This is a genomic window from Niallia sp. FSL W8-1348 (assembly GCF_038006745.1).
GTDB lineage: Bacteria > Bacillota > Bacilli > Bacillales > Cytobacillaceae > Niallia > Niallia alba.
Genome location: NZ_JBBOVV010000001.1, coordinates 2,295,264 through 2,312,500, shown reverse-complemented (window position 1 = coordinate 2,312,500; position 17,237 = coordinate 2,295,264). Strand labels below are relative to the sequence as shown.

Below are 17,237 nucleotides of genomic sequence, written 5' to 3'. Positions count from 1 at the left end.
CTAGACCGTAAGGACTGGTGGAGCGCTTAGAAGTGAGAATGCCGGTATGAGTAGCGAAAGATGAGTGAGAATCTCATCCACCGAATGCCTAAGGTTTCCTGAGGAAGGCTCGTCCGCTCAGGGTTAGTCGGGACCTAAGCCGAGGCTGAAAAGCGTAGGCGATGGACAACAGGTTGATATTCCTGTACCACCTTTAAATCATTTGAGCAATGGGGGGACGCAGGAGGATAGGGTAAGCGTGCTGTTGGATTAGCACGTCCAAGCAGTTAGGCCGGTAATGAGGCAAATCCCATTACCATATGGCGGAGCTGTGACGGCGAGGGAAATATAGTACCGAAGTTCCTGATTCCACACTGCCAAGAAAAGCCTCTAGCGAGATTTATGGTGCCCGTACCGCAAACCGACACAGGTAGGCGAGGAGAGAATCCTAAGGTGAGCGAGAGAACTCTCGTTAAGGAACTCGGCAAAATGACCCCGTAACTTCGGGAGAAGGGGTGCTCTTTTGGGTGTTAAAGCCCGAGAGAGCCGCAGTGAATAGGCCCAGGCGACTGTTTAGCAAAAACACAGGTCTCTGCGAAGCCGCAAGGCGAAGTATAGGGGCTGACACCTGCCCGGTGCTGGAAGGTTAAGAGGAGGGGTTAGCACGTGTAGTGCGAAGCTCTGAATTGAAGCCCCAGTAAACGGCGGCCGTAACTATAACGGTCCTAAGGTAGCGAAATTCCTTGTCGGGTAAGTTCCGACCCGCACGAAAGGTGTAACGATCTGGGCACTGTCTCAACGAGAGACTCGGTGAAATTATAGTACCTGTGAAGATGCAGGTTACCCGCGACAGGACGGAAAGACCCCGTGGAGCTTTACTGCAGCCTGATATTGAATTTTGGTACAGCTTGTACAGGATAGGTAGGAGCCTTGGAAGCCGGAGCGCCAGCTTCGGTGGAGGCATTGGTGGGATACTACCCTGGCTGTATTGACATTCTAACCCGCACCCCTGATCGGGGTGGGAGACAGTGTCAGGTGGGCAGTTTGACTGGGGCGGTCGCCTCCTAAAAAGTAACGGAGGCGCCCAAAGGTTCCCTCAGAATGGTTGGAAATCATTCGTAGAGTGTAAAGGCACAAGGGAGCTTGACTGCGAGACCTACAAGTCGAGCAGGGACGAAAGTCGGGCTTAGTGATCCGGTGGTTCCGCATGGAAGGGCCATCGCTCAACGGATAAAAGCTACCCCGGGGATAACAGGCTTATCTCCCCCAAGAGTCCACATCGACGGGGAGGTTTGGCACCTCGATGTCGGCTCATCGCATCCTGGGGCTGTAGTCGGTCCCAAGGGTTGGGCTGTTCGCCCATTAAAGCGGTACGCGAGCTGGGTTCAGAACGTCGTGAGACAGTTCGGTCCCTATCCGTCGTGGGCGTAGGAAATTTGAGAGGAGCTGTCCTTAGTACGAGAGGACCGGGATGGACGCACCGCTGGTGTACCAGTTGTCTTGCCAAAGGCATCGCTGGGTAGCTATGTGCGGAAGGGATAAGTGCTGAAAGCATCTAAGCATGAAGCCCCCCTCAAGATGAGATTTCCCATAGCGTAAGCTAGTAAGATCCCTGAAAGATGATCAGGTTGATAGGTCAGAGATGGAAGCGTGGCGACATGTGGAGTTGACTGATACTAATAGATCGAGGACTTAACTAAAATGATTACTTGGCAAATTGGTTTCCTTCTAAATGATTTAGTTTTGAGAGAACAAATCTCTAAATAAAGAAGTCTGGTGGCGATAGCGAGAAGGTCACACCCGTTCCCATACCGAACACGGAAGTTAAGCTTCTCAGCGCCGATGGTAGTTGGGGGTTCTCCCCCTGTGAGAGTAGGACGTCGCCAGGCAATAGGAAACAAGCATCTACTTTGGTAGGTGCTTGTTTTTTGTTGTATGCTATTTCTTATTTCTAAACTTTTAATAGTTAAAAAGCTTCTTATGGGAAGTCGATGTTAAGCTTGGCGTCTTTCTTGTAGAATTCTTACTTTTGCCATTTGATAAACAAAGTACTGATATTTTGGATCGTTTGTTTTTGTGTTAATAATTTCTCTTTCACATTCTAGGCATATAAAGGATTGAAAGAGATGAATCCCTTCAAGTTTATTTTGCTCACATATAAGACATTTTTCCCCTTTGCTTGATTGGATTGTATGATATTTTCCCATTTCTCCACCTCCATAGCAACTATTCTAACCATTTTAGCAATCACGTATACATTGATTCTCAAAATCTATTAATCAACAAAAAATTTTTTATCTAGCAAGTTAAGAAAAAAGGAATACATAGTTAGTCATTTATTTTATAAATAAGCTAGTGAAAAAAAGTGATGGCCATACAGCTTACTTCCTATGTAAAAAAAGTGATAAAATAAAAAAAGTGATACAAGAAAAGGGGAAATACAATTGCAAGAACAAACACCTTTATATTCTAAACTCTTACAATTTCAGTCAGAAAATAATATATCCTTTCATGTACCTGGTCATAAGAACGGCGAGTTGTTATCCCAAGACGATGAATGGAAAGGATTATTATGGAAGTTAGACGTTACAGAGCTAAATGGTTTAGATGATTTACATGCTCCAGCAGGCGTTATAGCAGATGCAGAACAACTATTAACAGATTTTTATGGAGTCAAAAAAAGCTATTTTCTTGTAAATGGAAGTACAGTCGGAAACCTAGCAATGATATTATCTGCTTTAAAAGAAGGAGATAAAGTATTTGTGCAAAGAAATAGTCATAAATCAATTATGAATGGAATAAAGCTTGCAAAAGCACAACCCATTTTACTGAGTCCAGATTATGAGGAAGATTGGAAAGTGGAGATGCCTCTTTCAGTAAAGACAATTAAGCAGGCAATTGCACAATTTCCTAATGTAAAAACATTAATATTAACTTATCCTAATTATTATGGCATGGTGGGAGAGTTAGAGAAAATTATTCAATTAGCACACGCTAACAGAATTTGCGTATTAGTTGACGAAGCGCATGGTGCCCATTTTAGAGGTAATTCTCATTTTCCATCATCCGCTGTTCAATTAGGAGCAGATATAGTGGTTCAGTCCGCACATAAAACGTTACCAGCTTTAACAATGGGAGCCTATTTACACTATAATACAGATTTTATAAGACAACAGGAAGTGAAATCTTATTTGGAAATGTTACAGTCTAGCAGTCCGTCTTATCTAATCATGGCCTCATTAGATAAGGCAAGACAGTATTTAGCAACATATAAGATGGAAGACTGGGATTACCTTGAAAAGACCATTACAGAGTTTCGTAATGAGCTGCAAATGATTCCACAGCTAAACGTATTAAGCTATCCCTATCAAGGGGATCCTTTAAAAATTACTGTTCAATCTACAACTGATATAAGTGGATTTGAAATTCAAAAACGGCTAGAAAAGGAAGGTATATATACAGAACTAGCAGATTCTTATAATGTTTTATTTGTTTTTCCATTGTTAAAAAAACAGATGGCTTTTCCTCTTGATAACATAATAATCAAGATTAAAAAAGCACTTACTGGGATTTCATCTGGAAATACCTTTAAAAAGGAACTAGATCAATCTATAAAAAAGAGAGAGGATATAGTAGAATTAAAACTTAGTGAAAAAGAACAGGCACAACGAAGCAAATTAGAAGTATTATTAAGTGACGCACTTCATGCTGTTTGTGCAGAAGCGATTATTCCGTATCCGCCAGGAATTCCGCTATTAATGCCTGGTGAGGAAATCACTGAATATCACATCGATCAAATTAAGAAATTATTAAAGAATGGAGCAAGATTCCAAGGAAGCTCTTCTATTTATAATAATAAAATTAATATTTACGAGAAATGACAGCTTTAGGAGGACAATAAAGTGACAAAAGGGCTCTTTATTACATTAGAAGGACCAGAAGGAGCAGGGAAAACAACGATTATCGATATGTTGTTAACCTATTACCAAGAACAAGAGAAACAAATCATAAAGACGAGGGAACCAGGTGGTATTCCAATTTCAGAAAAAATTAGAAGTATTATATTAGATCCGAAACATACTGAAATGGATGCTAGGACAGAAGCATTACTTTATGCAGCAGCAAGAAGACAGCATTTAGTAGAGAAGGTGATACCAGCTCTCAATAATGGTTCGATTATTCTATGTGATCGTTTTATTGATAGCTCTTTGGCTTATCAAGGTTATGCTAGAGGAATTGATATGGATGAAATTTGGGAGATCAATCAATTTGCTATCGGTAATGTAATGCCTGAGCTTACGATTTATTTTGATTTAGATCCACGAGTTGGTTTAGCAAGAATTAATAATACCACTGATAGGGAAATCAATCGACTAGACTTAGAAAAAATAGAATTTCATGAATTGGTGCAAGAAGGCTATTATAAGGTCATAGAGAAGTTTCCAGACAGAATTAGGAAGGTGGATGCATCGAAGCCTTTAGAACAAGTTTTTCAAGATACAATCGCAATTATTGATCACTACTTAAAGTAATAATGTTTACTTTTATAATAGGGTAATATGCAAATAGGGTTCTTCTTAAAGATGAGAGTTTATAGAAATAATTTTTCTATCAGCTGTTTGTTTTTGTATTTATTGCTATAATAGGGACAAGTTATAAAACATTCGGAAACTATAATAAGGGCGGGATAAAAATGAAATTAATTCTGACAGTCATTCAAGATAAAGATAGTAATAAATTGCTTAATGCACTTGTTGAAAATAATTTTAGAGCGACGAAGCTTGCAAGTACTGGCGGATTTTTGAAATCTGGGAATACCACCTTTATGATAGGGACGGAAGATATACGTGTAGAAAAGGCACTGCAAATAATAAAAGAAAACTGTCAATCAAGAGACCAGTTAGTGGCACCTGTGTCGCCAATGGGAGGAAATGCAGATTCCTATGTCCCTTATCCAGTAGAAGTGGAAGTTGGAGGAGCAACTGTTTTTGTATTACCTGTTGAGCAATTTAAGCAATTTTAATTTGAACGTCGGTTAACTTTTTATCGGTGTATTTTCACGGTTAAATGACAAACTCAAGATACTCCTATCTCTTAGTAAGAAGTTAGAACATTCTTCAGGAGGAAGAATATGAAGATTAATAAAGACATTCGTCTCAATTCAGAAGGAACGAGAATTGAGACGAAAGGTAGTTTAGGTAATTCAAAATTTCGAGGGTATGTCCAACAACAAAATGAGAAATTAAAGGTTGAACAACTACAAAACTTAATGAAAAATATTGATGATACCGGTAATAGATTAGGTCGATCTCAAAATTTAAAGGATTTGACTAAATATAAAACGCTTGTTAAACAGTTTGTAAAAGAAGCTGTTGAATTTGGGATGCAAGTGAAAAAGGATAATTCATGGGATCAATTTGGTCAAGGAAGAGACCTCAGTGTTGTACAAGTAATTGATGATAAATTAGTTGAACTAACAGAAGAAGTAATTGCTAAAGAAAAAAACAGCTTAAATATCTTAGATAAAATTGGTGAAATTAAAGGTTTGCTGATTAATATATATACGTAATGGAGTGATTGTCTTGACAAGAACGTGGGAACAGCTTGAACAGACACAACCCATTGTTTTAAAGATGCTAAGAAACAGCTTAAAAAAAGAACGACTAGCACATGCCTACCTCTTTGAGGGAATGAAGGGAACGGGTAAAAGAGAAATAAGTCTTGTTCTCACAAAGAGCATTTTATGTAAAAATAGTATAGAAGGATATGTTCCATGTGAAACATGTTCAAATTGCAAGCGAATAAATAATGGAAATCATCCTGACGTTCATTTACTTGAACCAGATGGGTTATCGATAAAAAAACATCAGATACAGAGCCTGCAAGAAGAATTCTCAAAAACTGGGGTGGAATCAAAGCAAAAGATATACATTCTTGTTCATGCAGATAAAATGACTACGAATGCTGCTAATAGTTTGTTGAAATTCTTGGAAGAACCGAATGCGGAAACAACTGCTATTCTATTAACCGAACAAATTCAGCAAATATTGCCAACCATTTTGTCAAGATGCCAGGTCCTTTCCTTTACGCCTTTATCTCCAAATGAAATGGCAAAAGAATTAGTAAGAAATGGAATTAAACCAAATGAAGCTCCTTTACTCGCGCAAATTACCAATAATTTTGATGAGGCACTGACACTAAGTACGGATGAATGGTTTGTACAAGCGCGAAAAATAGTGGTAAAATTATATGAGGCTCTTAAGGGAGCTCCGTTAGAAGCATTAGTTGCTCTTCAAAGAGATTGGTTTACGCAATTTAAAGATAAAGACCAGTTTGACAGAGGGCTCGATTTATTATTGCTACTATATAAAGATTTATTATATATACAGCTTGGCAAGCACGATCAGATTGTATACGTTAACGAAAGAGATCGGTTAGAGGTTTATGCCTTAAAAACATCTAACAGACGCTTAACGGAACAAATGACAGCTATTTTTGAAGCAAAGCGAAAGCTGCAGGGGAATATGAATCCACAGTTATTGATGGAGCAGCTGGTGCTAGAGCTGCAGGAGGGATCTTCAGTTGTATGATGTTGTAGGAATCCGCTTTAAAAAAGCTGGAAAAATATATTATTTTGATCCAAATGAATTAATTATTCAAAAAGGTGAATTCGTCATTGTCGAAACTGTTCGTGGGGTAGAATTCGGGAAAGTAGTTATTGGACCGAAAAAAGTAGATGAAAATGATGTTGTGTTACCTTTAAAAAAAGTATTAAGGATTGCGGATCATAAAGATCAAATGATTGTAGAGGAAAACAAGAGTGCAGCAAAAGAAGCATATGATGTTTGTTGCGAGAAAGTGACGCTACATGAATTAGATATGAAATTAGTAGATGTAGAATATACATTCGACCGTAATAAAATTATTTTTTATTTTACTGCAGATGGTCGAGTAGACTTTAGGGAATTGGTTAAAGATTTAGCTTCCATTTTTCGAACAAGAATTGAACTTCGTCAAATTGGCGTCAGAGACGAAGCGAAAATGCTTGGAGGAATAGGCCCTTGTGGGAGGATGCTATGCTGTTCAACTTTCTTAGGAGATTTCGAACCAGTATCTATTAAAATGGCTAAAGACCAAAACCTTTCATTAAACCCAACAAAGATTTCTGGATTATGTGGACGATTAATGTGTTGTTTAAAATATGAAAATGACGATTATGAAGCTGCAAAGGAACTCTTACCAGATTTAGGTGATTGGATCAATACGCCAGATGGAAAGGGAAAAGTTGTTGGTTTAAATATTTTAGAACGTGTACTCCAAGTGGAAATTTCTGAACAAGAACGAGTGCTTGAATATACATTAGATGAAATACTGCAAGAGGATGCTGTTTCAGTTCAATCCACAGATTAATGAGGTGGAAAAGTGGATAAAAAAGAAGTTTTTGAATCAGTAATAAATATGGAAAGTCAAATTGGTAATTTATATAAGCAGTTAGGTGATCTTAAACAGCATGTAGCAGAGCTTATTGAAGAAAATAATAGGCTGCAGCTTGAAAATGAGAATCTAAGAAGGCACTTAGAGGATATACCAAGAGAGAAAGAATCGAAACAGGATAAACATAAAAAAAGAAATGCAAAACAAAATAAGACGTTGGAGGAAAAAAACATTGATATAGGAGAAGGCTATGATAACCTAGCAAGACTATATCAAGAAGGTTTCCATATTTGTAATCTTCATTTTGGAAGTCCCCGAAAAGATGGAGATTGTCTATTTTGTTTATCATTTCTTAATAAAAAATAAGGATGTCTCAAAGAAACTACTGCCCGAGTATGTAAGCAATACAATGATCGTATTGTGCGGGATGACTCTTTCTTCTTGAGGCATCTCTTTTTCTATGCAAGAAATAAGTAAAATGGAGGGAAAGAAAGAGTGGTTCCATTAATTGGAGACGAAAGATTAGATTATTTACTGGATGAACGGTTAAGAATTATTCAAAGTCCATCTGTGTTCTCTTTCTCATTAGATGCAGTATTATTAGCTGATTTTGTGTCTGTTCCCTTAAAAAGAGGGAAAGTTGTGGATTTATGTAGTGGTAATGGAGTTATTCCGCTCTTTTTATCACTTCGAACAGAAGGAGATATTATTGGAGTTGAGATTCAGGAACGATTGTACGATATGGCAAATCGAAGTATTCAGTATAATCATTTAGAAAAAAAGATAAAAATGATTCATGGTGATATTAAGGAGGCCCCTAGCTTACTCGGTTATGAGAAGTATGATACGGTAACTTGTAATCCACCCTACTTTAAGAAGACTAATTCTATTGAGGAAATTAATATAAATGAACATCTTGCTATTGCGAGACATGAACTTCTTTGTACATTAGAAGATACCATTCGTATATCCAGTCAACTAGTTAAGCAAGGCGGTAAAGTAGCTTTTGTTCATCGGCCAGGAAGACTATTAGATATTATTTCTTTGATGAGAGCTAATCGACTGGAGCCGAAGCGTATACGATTTGTATATCCAAAGGAAGGGAAAGAAGCGAATATTTTACTAGTGGAAGCAATAAAAGATGGAAAACCTGATCTAAAGGTGTTACCTCCGTTATTTGTTTATGAAGATGGCAACAATTATACAGAGGAAATGAGTAAGATACTCTATGGAAAGTAAAGGACATTATTTTTATGTATTGATGTGTAATGATGGAAGCTATTATGCAGGATATACAAATGATCTTCAAAAGCGTTTGAAAACACATAATGAAGGAAAAGGGGCAAAATACACAAGGGGTCGTTTGCCAGTGTCTATTATTTATCATGAGGAGTTCCAAACAAAGCAAGAGGCTATGAAAGCAGAGTATGCCTTTAAACAATTGGATAGAAAGAAGAAAGAGAAGTTTTTAATGAAGGAAGTTGGTGAAGCACATGAGACAACAAAAAAGTTTTAAAGAAAAGAATGGATCTTTATATTTAGTACCTACACCTATCGGGAATTTGGAGGATATGAGTTTTCGAGCAATCAGGATTTTAAAAGAGGCAGATATTATTGCAGCTGAAGATACACGTAATACGAAAAAGCTTTGTAATTACTTTGAAATCACCACCCCGGTTATTAGCTATCATGAGCATAATAAAGAGACAAGCGGTCATAAGATAATACAAGCTTTGAAAGAGGAAAAAGTAATTGCTTTAGTTAGTGATGCAGGAATGCCTACTATTGCAGATCCGGGCTATGAGCTTGTTTTAGATGCAATTGATCAAGGAATTCCAGTTATCCCCCTGCCAGGAGCCAATGCAGCCTTAACATCCCTTATAGCTTCCGGCCTTCCAACACATCCTTTTTATTTTTATGGATTCCTTCATCGACAAAAGAAGGAAAAGAAAAAGGAACTGCTTTTCCTAAAGAATGTTCCTGGTACAATATTATTATATGAATCACCACATCGCTTAAAAGAAACATTAGTTTTAATAATGGAGATTCTCGGTAATAGAAAAATTACTTTATGTAGAGAGCTAACAAAGCTATATGAGGAATTCATTCGAGGCACGGTTGAAGAAGCAATTGCTTGGTCTCAGTCAGAAGAAATCCGAGGAGAGTTTTGTTTGGTTATCGAACAGGGTGAATTACAAGCGGAAGAAGATAATTGGTGGGATGAGTTAACAATTGTCCAGCAAGTAGATTACTATGTACAAAAAGAGGATATTACAGTAAAAGAAGCAATCAAAAAAACAGCGTTAGATAGAGGAATGCAAAAAAGAGACGTTTATCAAGAATATCATATTGAATAAGAAAAGGGCTACTGCCTTAAATTGGAACAGTAAAAATAGCATAATGTTCCCTTTTAAGGCGGCAGCCCTTTATTTTATAAAAAAGAATGAATAAGCTCTTCTCTTTGAGTAGTCATTTCAAGAAGCTTTCAGTAGAACATAAAGACTAGTTAAATGAGTAAAGCACTTACACATTTGTTATTTTAATCTTATTTTGAAAGTTCAAAGTTGCTTTTAATTTCTTCAATTAATTTCTCAGCACCCTCACGGCTAAGAATTAATTTACCACCAGCTAAAGATAAGTTATCATCTGAAACTTCTCCAGTAACTTGGCAAGTCATATTTGGTTTATATTTTTTTAAGATGATTTTTTCATCATCTACATAAATTTCTAGAGCATCCTTTTCTGCAATTCCTAATGTACGTCTTAATTCGATTGGAATAACCACACGACCTAATTCATCAACTTTACGAACAATACCTGTAGATTTCATTTCATTTCTCCTCCCAAAAGTAAATATTTATATTTTTTTCGCTAATTTTCGACAAATTTCTTTGTATGTCATTATAATACCAGCCATTCCCATAAACGTCAATTATTTTATTTTGAAATTAATGTATTTTATAAACCTTATTAAATTAGGTTTTTCTAAGGTGGTGTGCAATATTTAAATATTTATTGGAATAAATTGGTATGGTCTATTTGTTCTATTTTTGTTCTTTTTTCGACAAAAACCTACAATTTTACTTCTTTTCCTACAGACAGAAAAATGTCTGTTGCATTAACTATTGATTTTAGGTATATTTTGATGGGATAAAAGGAAAAAATGGCAATGATTATGCGGTTTACGAATGTTCTTATACTTTTTTGTTTCGATAAAAAAGAAGAATGGTTACAATAGTAATAGCGGTTATTTTACTATAGGTACATATTGTATACATATATATAGGAGGAAACTAAGTGAAGGATCAAGAAAAAACTTTTTATCTTACTACGCCAATTTATTATCCAAGTGGCAATTTACATATTGGACATGCTTACACAACAGTTGCTGGAGATGCAATGGCCCGTTATAAACGACTGAGAGGCTATGAAGTTCGTTACTTAACTGGGACGGATGAACATGGACAAAAAATTCAGCGAAAAGCAGAAGAAGCGGGGATTACGCCTATTCAATATGTAGATGAAATTGTCGCTGGGATTAAAGAATTATGGGATAAACTAGATATTTCCTATGATGATTTTATTCGTACAACAGAAAAAAGACATACAGATATTGTCGAAAAAATGTTTAAGAAATTAGTAGATCAAGGTGATATTTATTTAGATGAGTATCAAGGCTGGTATTCTGTTTCAGACGAAACTTATTACACAGAACTGCAGTTAGTTGATCCAATTTATGATGAAAATGGAAAAGTTATTGGAGGGAAGAGTCCTGATAGTGGCCATCCAGTAGAATTAGTAAAGGAAGAGTCTTATTTCTTTAGAATGGGAAAATATGCTGATCGCTTATTAGCTTTTTATGAGGAAAATCCAGAATTTATTCAGCCAGAATCCCGCAAGAATGAAATGATTAATAACTTTATTAAACCGGGATTGGAAGATCTCGCGGTTTCAAGAACAACTTTTGATTGGGGAATTAAAGTTCCAGGAGATCCGAAGCATGTTGTTTATGTGTGGATAGATGCACTTTCTAATTACATTACTGCTCTAGGATATGGTTCAGATGATGAAACATTATATAAGAAGTTTTGGCCTGCAAATGTCCACTTAGTGGGGAAGGAAATTGTACGTTTCCATACTATTTATTGGCCAATTATGCTTATGGCATTAGATCTACCATTGCCGAAGAAAGTATTTGCACATGGCTGGATTCTTATGAAGGATGGAAAAATGTCCAAGTCTAAAGGAAATGTAGTTAATCCAGTAACATTAATCGATCGCTATGGATTAGATGCTCTACGTTACTATTTACTAAGAGAAGTTCCGTTTGGATCAGATGGTGTATTTACTCCAGAGGCATTTGTAGAAAGAGTAAATTTTGATTTAGCCAATGACTTAGGGAATTTATTAAATCGTACGGTGGCGATGATCAATAAATACTTTAACGGAGAAATTCCTACTTATAAAGGTTCAGAAGGAACATTTGAAAAATCTCTTGTTGAGGCACATAGAGCAACAGCAGAAAAGTACACGGAGCATATGGAAAATATGGAGTTCTCTGTTGTATTAACAACATTATGGCAATTAATTAGCAGAAATAATAAATATATTGATGAGACGCAACCATGGGTATTAGCAAAAGAGGAAAAAACGGAAGAGTTAGCAGTTGTGATGAATCATTTAGCAGAATCGTTAAGAAGAATTGCTATATTACTAAAGCCATTCTTAACAAGAACGCCTGACAAGATTTTTAAACAATTGAACATTCAAGACGCATCTTTACAAACTTGGGATAGTCTTGAACGTTTTGGGGTAATTCCTTCAGGCACTGTAGTAGAAAAAGGAGAACCTATTTTCCCTAGATTAGATATTCAAGAAGAAGTAGAATTTATCAAAGGAGAAATGAAGGGACCTCAAAAAGAAGAAGAGAAAAAACCAGAAGTTCAGGAAGTACCGGAAGTAGAGGAAATTACAATAGATGACTTTATGAAAGTTGACTTACGTGTTGCACAAGTTATTGAAGCAGAGCCTGTCAAAAAAGCAGACAAGTTATTAAAGTTGCAATTAGATTTGGGCTATGAGAAACGACAAGTTGTTTCTGGGATCGCTAAGTACTATTCTCCAGAAGATTTAGTCGGAAGAAAGGTTATTTGTGTAACCAATCTAAAACCGGTTAAACTAAGAGGAGAACTTTCGCAAGGAATGATTTTAGCTGGAAGTCATGACGGTGAATTATCTCTTGCAACAATAGCAGAAGCTTTACCATTAGGTGCAAAAGTAAAATAAAATGAATGAAAAACATGGAGATGTTTTTAGTGGATAAACTCGCCGATATTTTTAAGGGAATCGGCGAGAAATCCATATTTTAAACATCTCTATGTTTTTCTTCTTTCATCCAGGCTGTTTTCTAACGGTTGTTCTTTTTCAATAGAAAAAATGTAAAAGGTAATACTGAGCAGGCTGAATACGTACAGAAGCCATGGGAAGTGGCAAGACAAGGGAGAACTTGGAGTCACGGAAAGCGGAGTGTATTTATGCAACAATTACTTTCCGAATATAGCTTGCCTAACAAAAAAATGTAAGTATATCTAACAAAAGGTGGAGGGATGGATATCATGTTATTTGATACACATACACATATTAATGCAAATGAGTTTCAAGAAGATGTAGAAGAAGTGATACAGCGTGCACTTGATGCAGGGTTGGAAAAAATGGTGGTTGTTGGGTTTGATAGACCTACTATTACCAAGGCAATGGAGCTCATTGAACAATATGACTTTGTATATGCAAGTATAGGGTGGCATCCGGTAGATGCTATTGATATGGTAGAGGAGGACTTAGTTTGGATTGAAGAATTGTCAAGACATCCAAAAGTAATTGCAATAGGCGAGATGGGTCTAGATTATCATTGGGATAAATCGCCAAAGGATATTCAAAAAGAAGTATTTAGAAAACAAATTAGACTGGCAAAAAAAGTGAAACTACCGATAGTTATTCATAATCGAGAAGCTACTGCTGATATTGTAGAAATCTTAAAGGAAGAAGAGGCAAAAGAGGTTGGTGGCATTATGCATTGCTATGGTGGAAGTGTAGAGACAGCACTTGAATGCATAAATATGAATTTTTATATTTCATTAGGTGGAACAGTTACTTTTAAAAATGCTCGCAAACCAAAAGAGGTTGCAGAAGCTATTTCATTAGATCATTTATTAATTGAAACAGACTGTCCATATTTAGCACCAACACCATTTAGAGGTAAGAGGAATGAACCAAGTTACGTAAAACTAGTAGCGGAAGAGATTGCGGCAATTAAAGGAGTGTCTTATGAAGAAGTTGCTTCGAAAACAACAGAAAATGCAAAAAAATTATTCGGCATAAACTGATAAAGGTTTTTGTCGAATGAAGAAAGAGCTTGTCCAAACCTCATTCATTTTTAATCGTTCTACATCGCTTTCCTTTCTCATAGACTAATTATGTCGAGATTTCTTTCTTCCCTTTCGCCTGTTTTTTTTGCATAATAAGATATACGTTCAAAGATTCTTAAGGGTTGACAGCGGACATGATACTCTATATAATCACTCCGAGAGAAAAGGAGGCGTTTTTCATCGTAATCAAAAACATGAAAAACCTGTTTTCGAAATCTTTGAGCAGGAAAAAAGTGTCCATCTTTTTAGCTAGTTTCATCGTTTTTGCGAGTAGCTTAGGATTTTTAATTTATGAAACTACTAAAAATACAGTGGCACTAACGCTAAACGGTAAAGAACAAATCATCGAGACGCACTCATCTACTATACAACAAATATTTGATGACTTAGACATTACCGTTGGCTCAGAAGATTATGTGTTTCCCTCGTTAAACACAAAAGTTACAGATAACCTAGAAGTTGTCTGGAAGAAAGCTAAACAGGTTGAACTGCAAAAAGACGACGAGAAGAAAACGGTTTGGACAACAGTAGATACTGTTAAGGAATTTTTAGAAGAACAAAAAATTTCTTTGAACGAGCATGATCAGATCAATCAGAAAGAAAACAATGCAATAGAACATAACATGGAAGTTGTCGTACATACAGCATTTCCAGTAACACTAGTAGACGCAGGAAAGAAAAAACAAGTATGGTCCACTTCGACTACGGTCGCTGACTTTTTAACACAACATAAAATATCACTTGAAAAATTAGACCGAGTTGAACCAGCTCTAAAGGAAAAAGTGAAAGAGGAAACTGTTGTTCATATAACAAGAATAGAAAAGGTCACCGATGTAGTGGAACAACCGATTAATTTTGCCGTAATCACCCAAAAAGACGATGATCTTCCTCACGGAACAGAAAAAGTACTTAAAGAGGGTACAGAAGGGTTAGTCTCTAAAAAGTATGAAGTTACGAAGGAAAATGGCAAAGAGATTTCCCGAAAATTACTCAGTGAAACAACAGTGAAAGAAAAGCAGGATAAAATTGTATCTGTTGGAACAAAAGGCGAAGTCGTACAACTTGCATCCCGAGGCGAAGAAAGCGGGCAAGAAGTATATGTCAATTCAACAGCGTATACTGCTAGCTGTAATGGATGTTCTGGCCGGACGGCTACTGGGATTGATCTGAAGGCTAATCCGAATGCGAAAGTAATTGCTGTCGACCCAAGCTTTATCCCATTGGGAACAAAGGTTTATGTAGAAGGCTATGGCTATGCTGTTGCAGCGGATACAGGCGGAAGTGTAAAAGGGCAGAAAATTGATGTTTTCTTTGCTACAAAAGCAGAAGCTTACCGTTGGGGTAACAAGCAAGTCAAGATTAAAATAATTAATTAACAATTAGTAAATCTCGACACTTATCCATGATTTCTCATGGATAAAAAGATAGGCAATCTGGCAGAGGAAGCATTCCTCTGTCTTTTTCTTTGCTTCTTTTAACATGTTCTTACTTGTAATTGACTGCAGAAAACAGCCATTTGTTAAAACAAAAATATTAGCTATAATGATAATGATTATAATTTTTCTCTCTCTCTGTATATATAGACGATTCATGTTACAATTATGTTTCATTTTTTTTTCAAATTTATAATTATTTTTTTTGGAGGTTCCATGAAGATTAAAGAAATAATAGTAGTGGAAGGACGAGATGATACTACCGCTATTAAGCGAGCGGTTGATGCAGATACAATCGAAACAAATGGATCAGCAATTAATCAGGAAACATTGGATAAAATAAAGCTAGCGCAAAAAACAAGAGGAGTTATTGTATTGACTGACCCAGACTATCCTGGTCAAAAAATTCGTCATACAATTGAAAAGCATATTCCAGATTGTAAACATGCCTTTATTCCAAAAGAACTTGCTATTCATAAGCATGGAAAAGGGGTTGGGGTGGAACACGCTTCAGTAGAGGCAATTCGAGAGGCATTAAAAGATGCTCATCCTATGCAGGAAGCAATAATAGAAGAAATTTCAAAAGAAGATTTAATTGATGCGGGATTAATTGGCGGTGCTGATTCTAAGGAACGTAGAGAACAGTTAGGTAAGTTTCTTAAAATCGGGTATACAAATGGGAAACAACTTTATAAAAGACTATTGATGTTTCATATTACAAAGGAAGAATTTGCACAAGCCATTAAGGAAATACGCCAGGAGGATAAGAATGTATAAAGATATAGCAACACCTGCACGAACAAGAGCAATTCTAGATAAGTATGGTTTTTCTTTTAAGAAAAGCTTAGGACAGAATTTTTTGATTGATACAAACATTTTACGAAATATTGTGGATCATGCACAGCTAACAGAAGAATCTGGTGCAATTGAAGTTGGTCCTGGAATTGGTGCATTAACAGAACAATTAGCAAAGCGCAGCAAAAAGGTTGTTGCCTATGAAATCGACCAACGTCTATTGCCTATTTTAAAGGAAACACTCGAGCCATATCCACATGCAAAAATTATTCATCAGGATATTTTAAAAGCTAACGTAAAAGAAATGTTAGACACAGAGTTTAGTGATATTCGTGATGTTATGCTCGTTGCTAATTTGCCTTATTATGTTACCACACCGATTATTATGAAGATTTTAGAAGAAAAGCTTCCTTTGAGAGGAATTGTCGTTATGCTTCAAAAAGAGGTGGCGGAACGAATTTCTGCTAAACCAGGAACGAAGGAATATGGTTCTCTGTCCATTGCTATTCAGTATTATACGAAACCAGAAGTAGTCATGATTGTTCCAAAAACTGTTTTTGTTCCACAACCAAATGTAGATTCAGCTGTTATTCGTCTTACTATCAGGGAAACACCGTCTGTTGTAGTAATAAATGAAGACTTTTTCTTTCAAGTAACAAGAGCAAGTTTTGCACAAAGAAGAAAAACCATCCTCAATAATCTATCGAGCCAATTAGAGAGAGGAAAAGAAAAGAAGGCAGACATTATAGAGGCGCTTAACCAAGCGAATATCGAACCTTCTAGGCGCGGAGAATCATTGTCTATCGAAGAGTTTGCGAAGTTAAGCGATGCGCTGTATGAAAAGTTTAGCTAATTGATGATACAAAAAGGTGCACAGGTTAGTTTTCTCTTCCCCCAAAAATATAAGGGGAGAAAAAACTTTCGTGCACTTTTTTTATCCCACTCTTAACGGACGGTAAAATCTCTAACTAAGCTGCGGAAAATCGAGGAAGTCAGGTGGGGGATAAACTGTCCGTAAAGGTCCAATAAGTGCAACTAACCATCAGTGGGGGATGAGGAAAAGTCCCCACTGATGGTTAGTTTTCTTTATGTTTCGATTCTTCTCTTTCGAATTGCTCACAACTTTATAGACATATGCATAATTTATCAGAGATAGATATTGAATACTAAT

17 protein-coding genes and 2 rRNA genes (1 of these 19 only partly in view) are annotated in these 17,237 nt (G+C 36.5%); 17 read left to right on the top strand and 2 right to left on the bottom strand.

The features are described from left to right. Both NST60_RS11100 and rrf read left to right on the top strand, forming a co-directional pair. Positions 1–1,679: ribosomal RNA gene (locus NST60_RS11100) — 23S ribosomal RNA — on the top strand; it begins 1,259 nt to the left of the window's first position. A gap of 72 nt (positions 1,680–1,751) precedes the next feature. Next, positions 1,752–1,868 (top strand): 5S ribosomal RNA (gene rrf, locus NST60_RS11095). A 105-nt stretch (positions 1,869–1,973) separates the two neighbouring features. On the opposite strand, the gene NST60_RS11090 is transcribed toward rrf, so the two are convergent. Further along, entirely contained in the window at positions 1,974–2,186 is a 213-nt protein-coding gene (locus tag NST60_RS11090) for a sigma factor G inhibitor Gin (protein ID WP_016204710.1), read from the bottom strand. Between the two features lie 237 nt (positions 2,187–2,423). Here NST60_RS11090 and NST60_RS11085 point away from each other — a divergent pair, with 237 nt between their 5' ends. The 10 genes from NST60_RS11085 to rsmI all read left to right on the top strand — a co-directional run bounded on the left by NST60_RS11085 (position 2,424) and on the right by rsmI (position 9,770). After that, positions 2,424–3,860 carry an aminotransferase class I/II-fold pyridoxal phosphate-dependent enzyme gene (locus tag NST60_RS11085; protein WP_224428082.1) on the top strand — a complete coding sequence of 479 codons (1,437 nt, stop codon included), beginning with the start codon at positions 2,424–2,426 and terminating at the stop codon, positions 3,858–3,860. A gap of 21 nt (positions 3,861–3,881) precedes the next feature. Continuing rightward, on the top strand, positions 3,882–4,511 hold the full coding sequence (gene tmk / locus NST60_RS11080) for a dTMP kinase (protein ID WP_016204712.1): 630 nt from the start codon (positions 3,882–3,884) through the stop codon (positions 4,509–4,511). Positions 4,512–4,672: 161 nt separating this feature from the next. Next, positions 4,673–5,002, top strand: a complete 330-nt coding sequence (locus NST60_RS11075; protein ID WP_016204713.1) for a cyclic-di-AMP receptor — start codon at positions 4,673–4,675, stop codon at positions 5,000–5,002. A 108-nt stretch (positions 5,003–5,110) separates the two neighbouring features. After that, positions 5,111–5,548 (top strand): YaaR family protein, encoded by a 438-nt coding sequence (locus NST60_RS11070; protein ID WP_016204714.1) that lies wholly within the window; start codon positions 5,111–5,113, stop codon positions 5,546–5,548. A 13-nt stretch (positions 5,549–5,561) separates the two neighbouring features. After that, positions 5,562–6,569: a DNA polymerase III subunit delta' gene (holB, locus tag NST60_RS11065; RefSeq protein WP_016204715.1), complete on the top strand. Its 1,008-nt coding sequence runs from the start codon at positions 5,562–5,564 to the stop codon at positions 6,567–6,569. Further along, a complete protein-coding gene (locus NST60_RS11060) occupies positions 6,562–7,389 on the top strand; it encodes a PSP1 domain-containing protein (RefSeq protein ID WP_016204716.1) in 828 nt (275 codons plus the stop codon). The genes holB and NST60_RS11060 overlap by 8 nt, the downstream gene beginning before the upstream one ends. Positions 7,390–7,401: 12 nt before the next feature. Next, the gene (gene yabA / locus NST60_RS11055) at positions 7,402–7,779 is read left to right on the top strand and encodes a DNA replication initiation control protein YabA (protein WP_016204717.1); all 378 of its coding nucleotides are present in this window, start codon (positions 7,402–7,404) and stop codon (positions 7,777–7,779) included. Positions 7,780–7,908: 129 nt separating this feature from the next. Then, the gene (locus NST60_RS11050) at positions 7,909–8,652 is read left to right on the top strand and encodes a tRNA1(Val) (adenine(37)-N6)-methyltransferase (protein ID WP_016204718.1); all 744 of its coding nucleotides are present in this window, start codon (positions 7,909–7,911) and stop codon (positions 8,650–8,652) included. Then, entirely contained in the window at positions 8,642–8,929 is a 288-nt protein-coding gene (locus NST60_RS11045; protein ID WP_169187575.1) for a GIY-YIG nuclease family protein, read from the top strand. The genes NST60_RS11050 and NST60_RS11045 overlap by 11 nt, the downstream gene beginning before the upstream one ends. After that, a complete protein-coding gene (gene rsmI / locus NST60_RS11040; protein WP_016204720.1) occupies positions 8,907–9,770 on the top strand; it encodes a 16S rRNA (cytidine(1402)-2'-O)-methyltransferase in 864 nt (287 codons plus the stop codon). The genes NST60_RS11045 and rsmI overlap by 23 nt, the downstream gene beginning before the upstream one ends. 188 nt (positions 9,771–9,958) lie before the next feature. Here rsmI and NST60_RS11035 read toward each other — a convergent pair whose 3' ends face one another. Beyond that, on the bottom strand, positions 9,959–10,243 hold the full coding sequence (locus tag NST60_RS11035; RefSeq protein ID WP_101728752.1) for an AbrB/MazE/SpoVT family DNA-binding domain-containing protein: 285 nt from the start codon (positions 10,241–10,243) through the stop codon (positions 9,959–9,961). Positions 10,244–10,710: 467 nt separating this feature from the next. Between NST60_RS11035 and metG the strand changes: the two genes are divergently transcribed. The 5 genes from metG to rsmA all read left to right on the top strand — a co-directional run bounded on the left by metG (position 10,711) and on the right by rsmA (position 16,919). Next, the gene (metG, locus tag NST60_RS11030) at positions 10,711–12,699 is read left to right on the top strand and encodes a methionine--tRNA ligase (protein ID WP_016204723.1); all 1,989 of its coding nucleotides are present in this window, start codon (positions 10,711–10,713) and stop codon (positions 12,697–12,699) included. A gap of 329 nt (positions 12,700–13,028) precedes the next feature. After that, a complete protein-coding gene (locus tag NST60_RS11025; protein WP_016204724.1) occupies positions 13,029–13,796 on the top strand; it encodes a TatD family hydrolase in 768 nt (255 codons plus the stop codon). Between the two features lie 236 nt (positions 13,797–14,032). Continuing rightward, positions 14,033–15,214 carry a G5 and 3D domain-containing protein gene (locus tag NST60_RS11020; protein ID WP_169187576.1) on the top strand — a complete coding sequence of 394 codons (1,182 nt, stop codon included), beginning with the start codon at positions 14,033–14,035 and terminating at the stop codon, positions 15,212–15,214. Between the two features lie 273 nt (positions 15,215–15,487). Then, the gene (rnmV, locus tag NST60_RS11015) at positions 15,488–16,048 is read left to right on the top strand and encodes a ribonuclease M5 (protein ID WP_101728753.1); all 561 of its coding nucleotides are present in this window, start codon (positions 15,488–15,490) and stop codon (positions 16,046–16,048) included. Then, positions 16,041–16,919: a 16S rRNA (adenine(1518)-N(6)/adenine(1519)-N(6))-dimethyltransferase RsmA gene (rsmA, locus tag NST60_RS11010; protein WP_016204727.1), complete on the top strand. Its 879-nt coding sequence runs from the start codon at positions 16,041–16,043 to the stop codon at positions 16,917–16,919. Before rnmV ends, rsmA begins: the two co-directional genes overlap by 8 nt. Positions 16,920–17,237 lie beyond the last annotated feature (318 nt).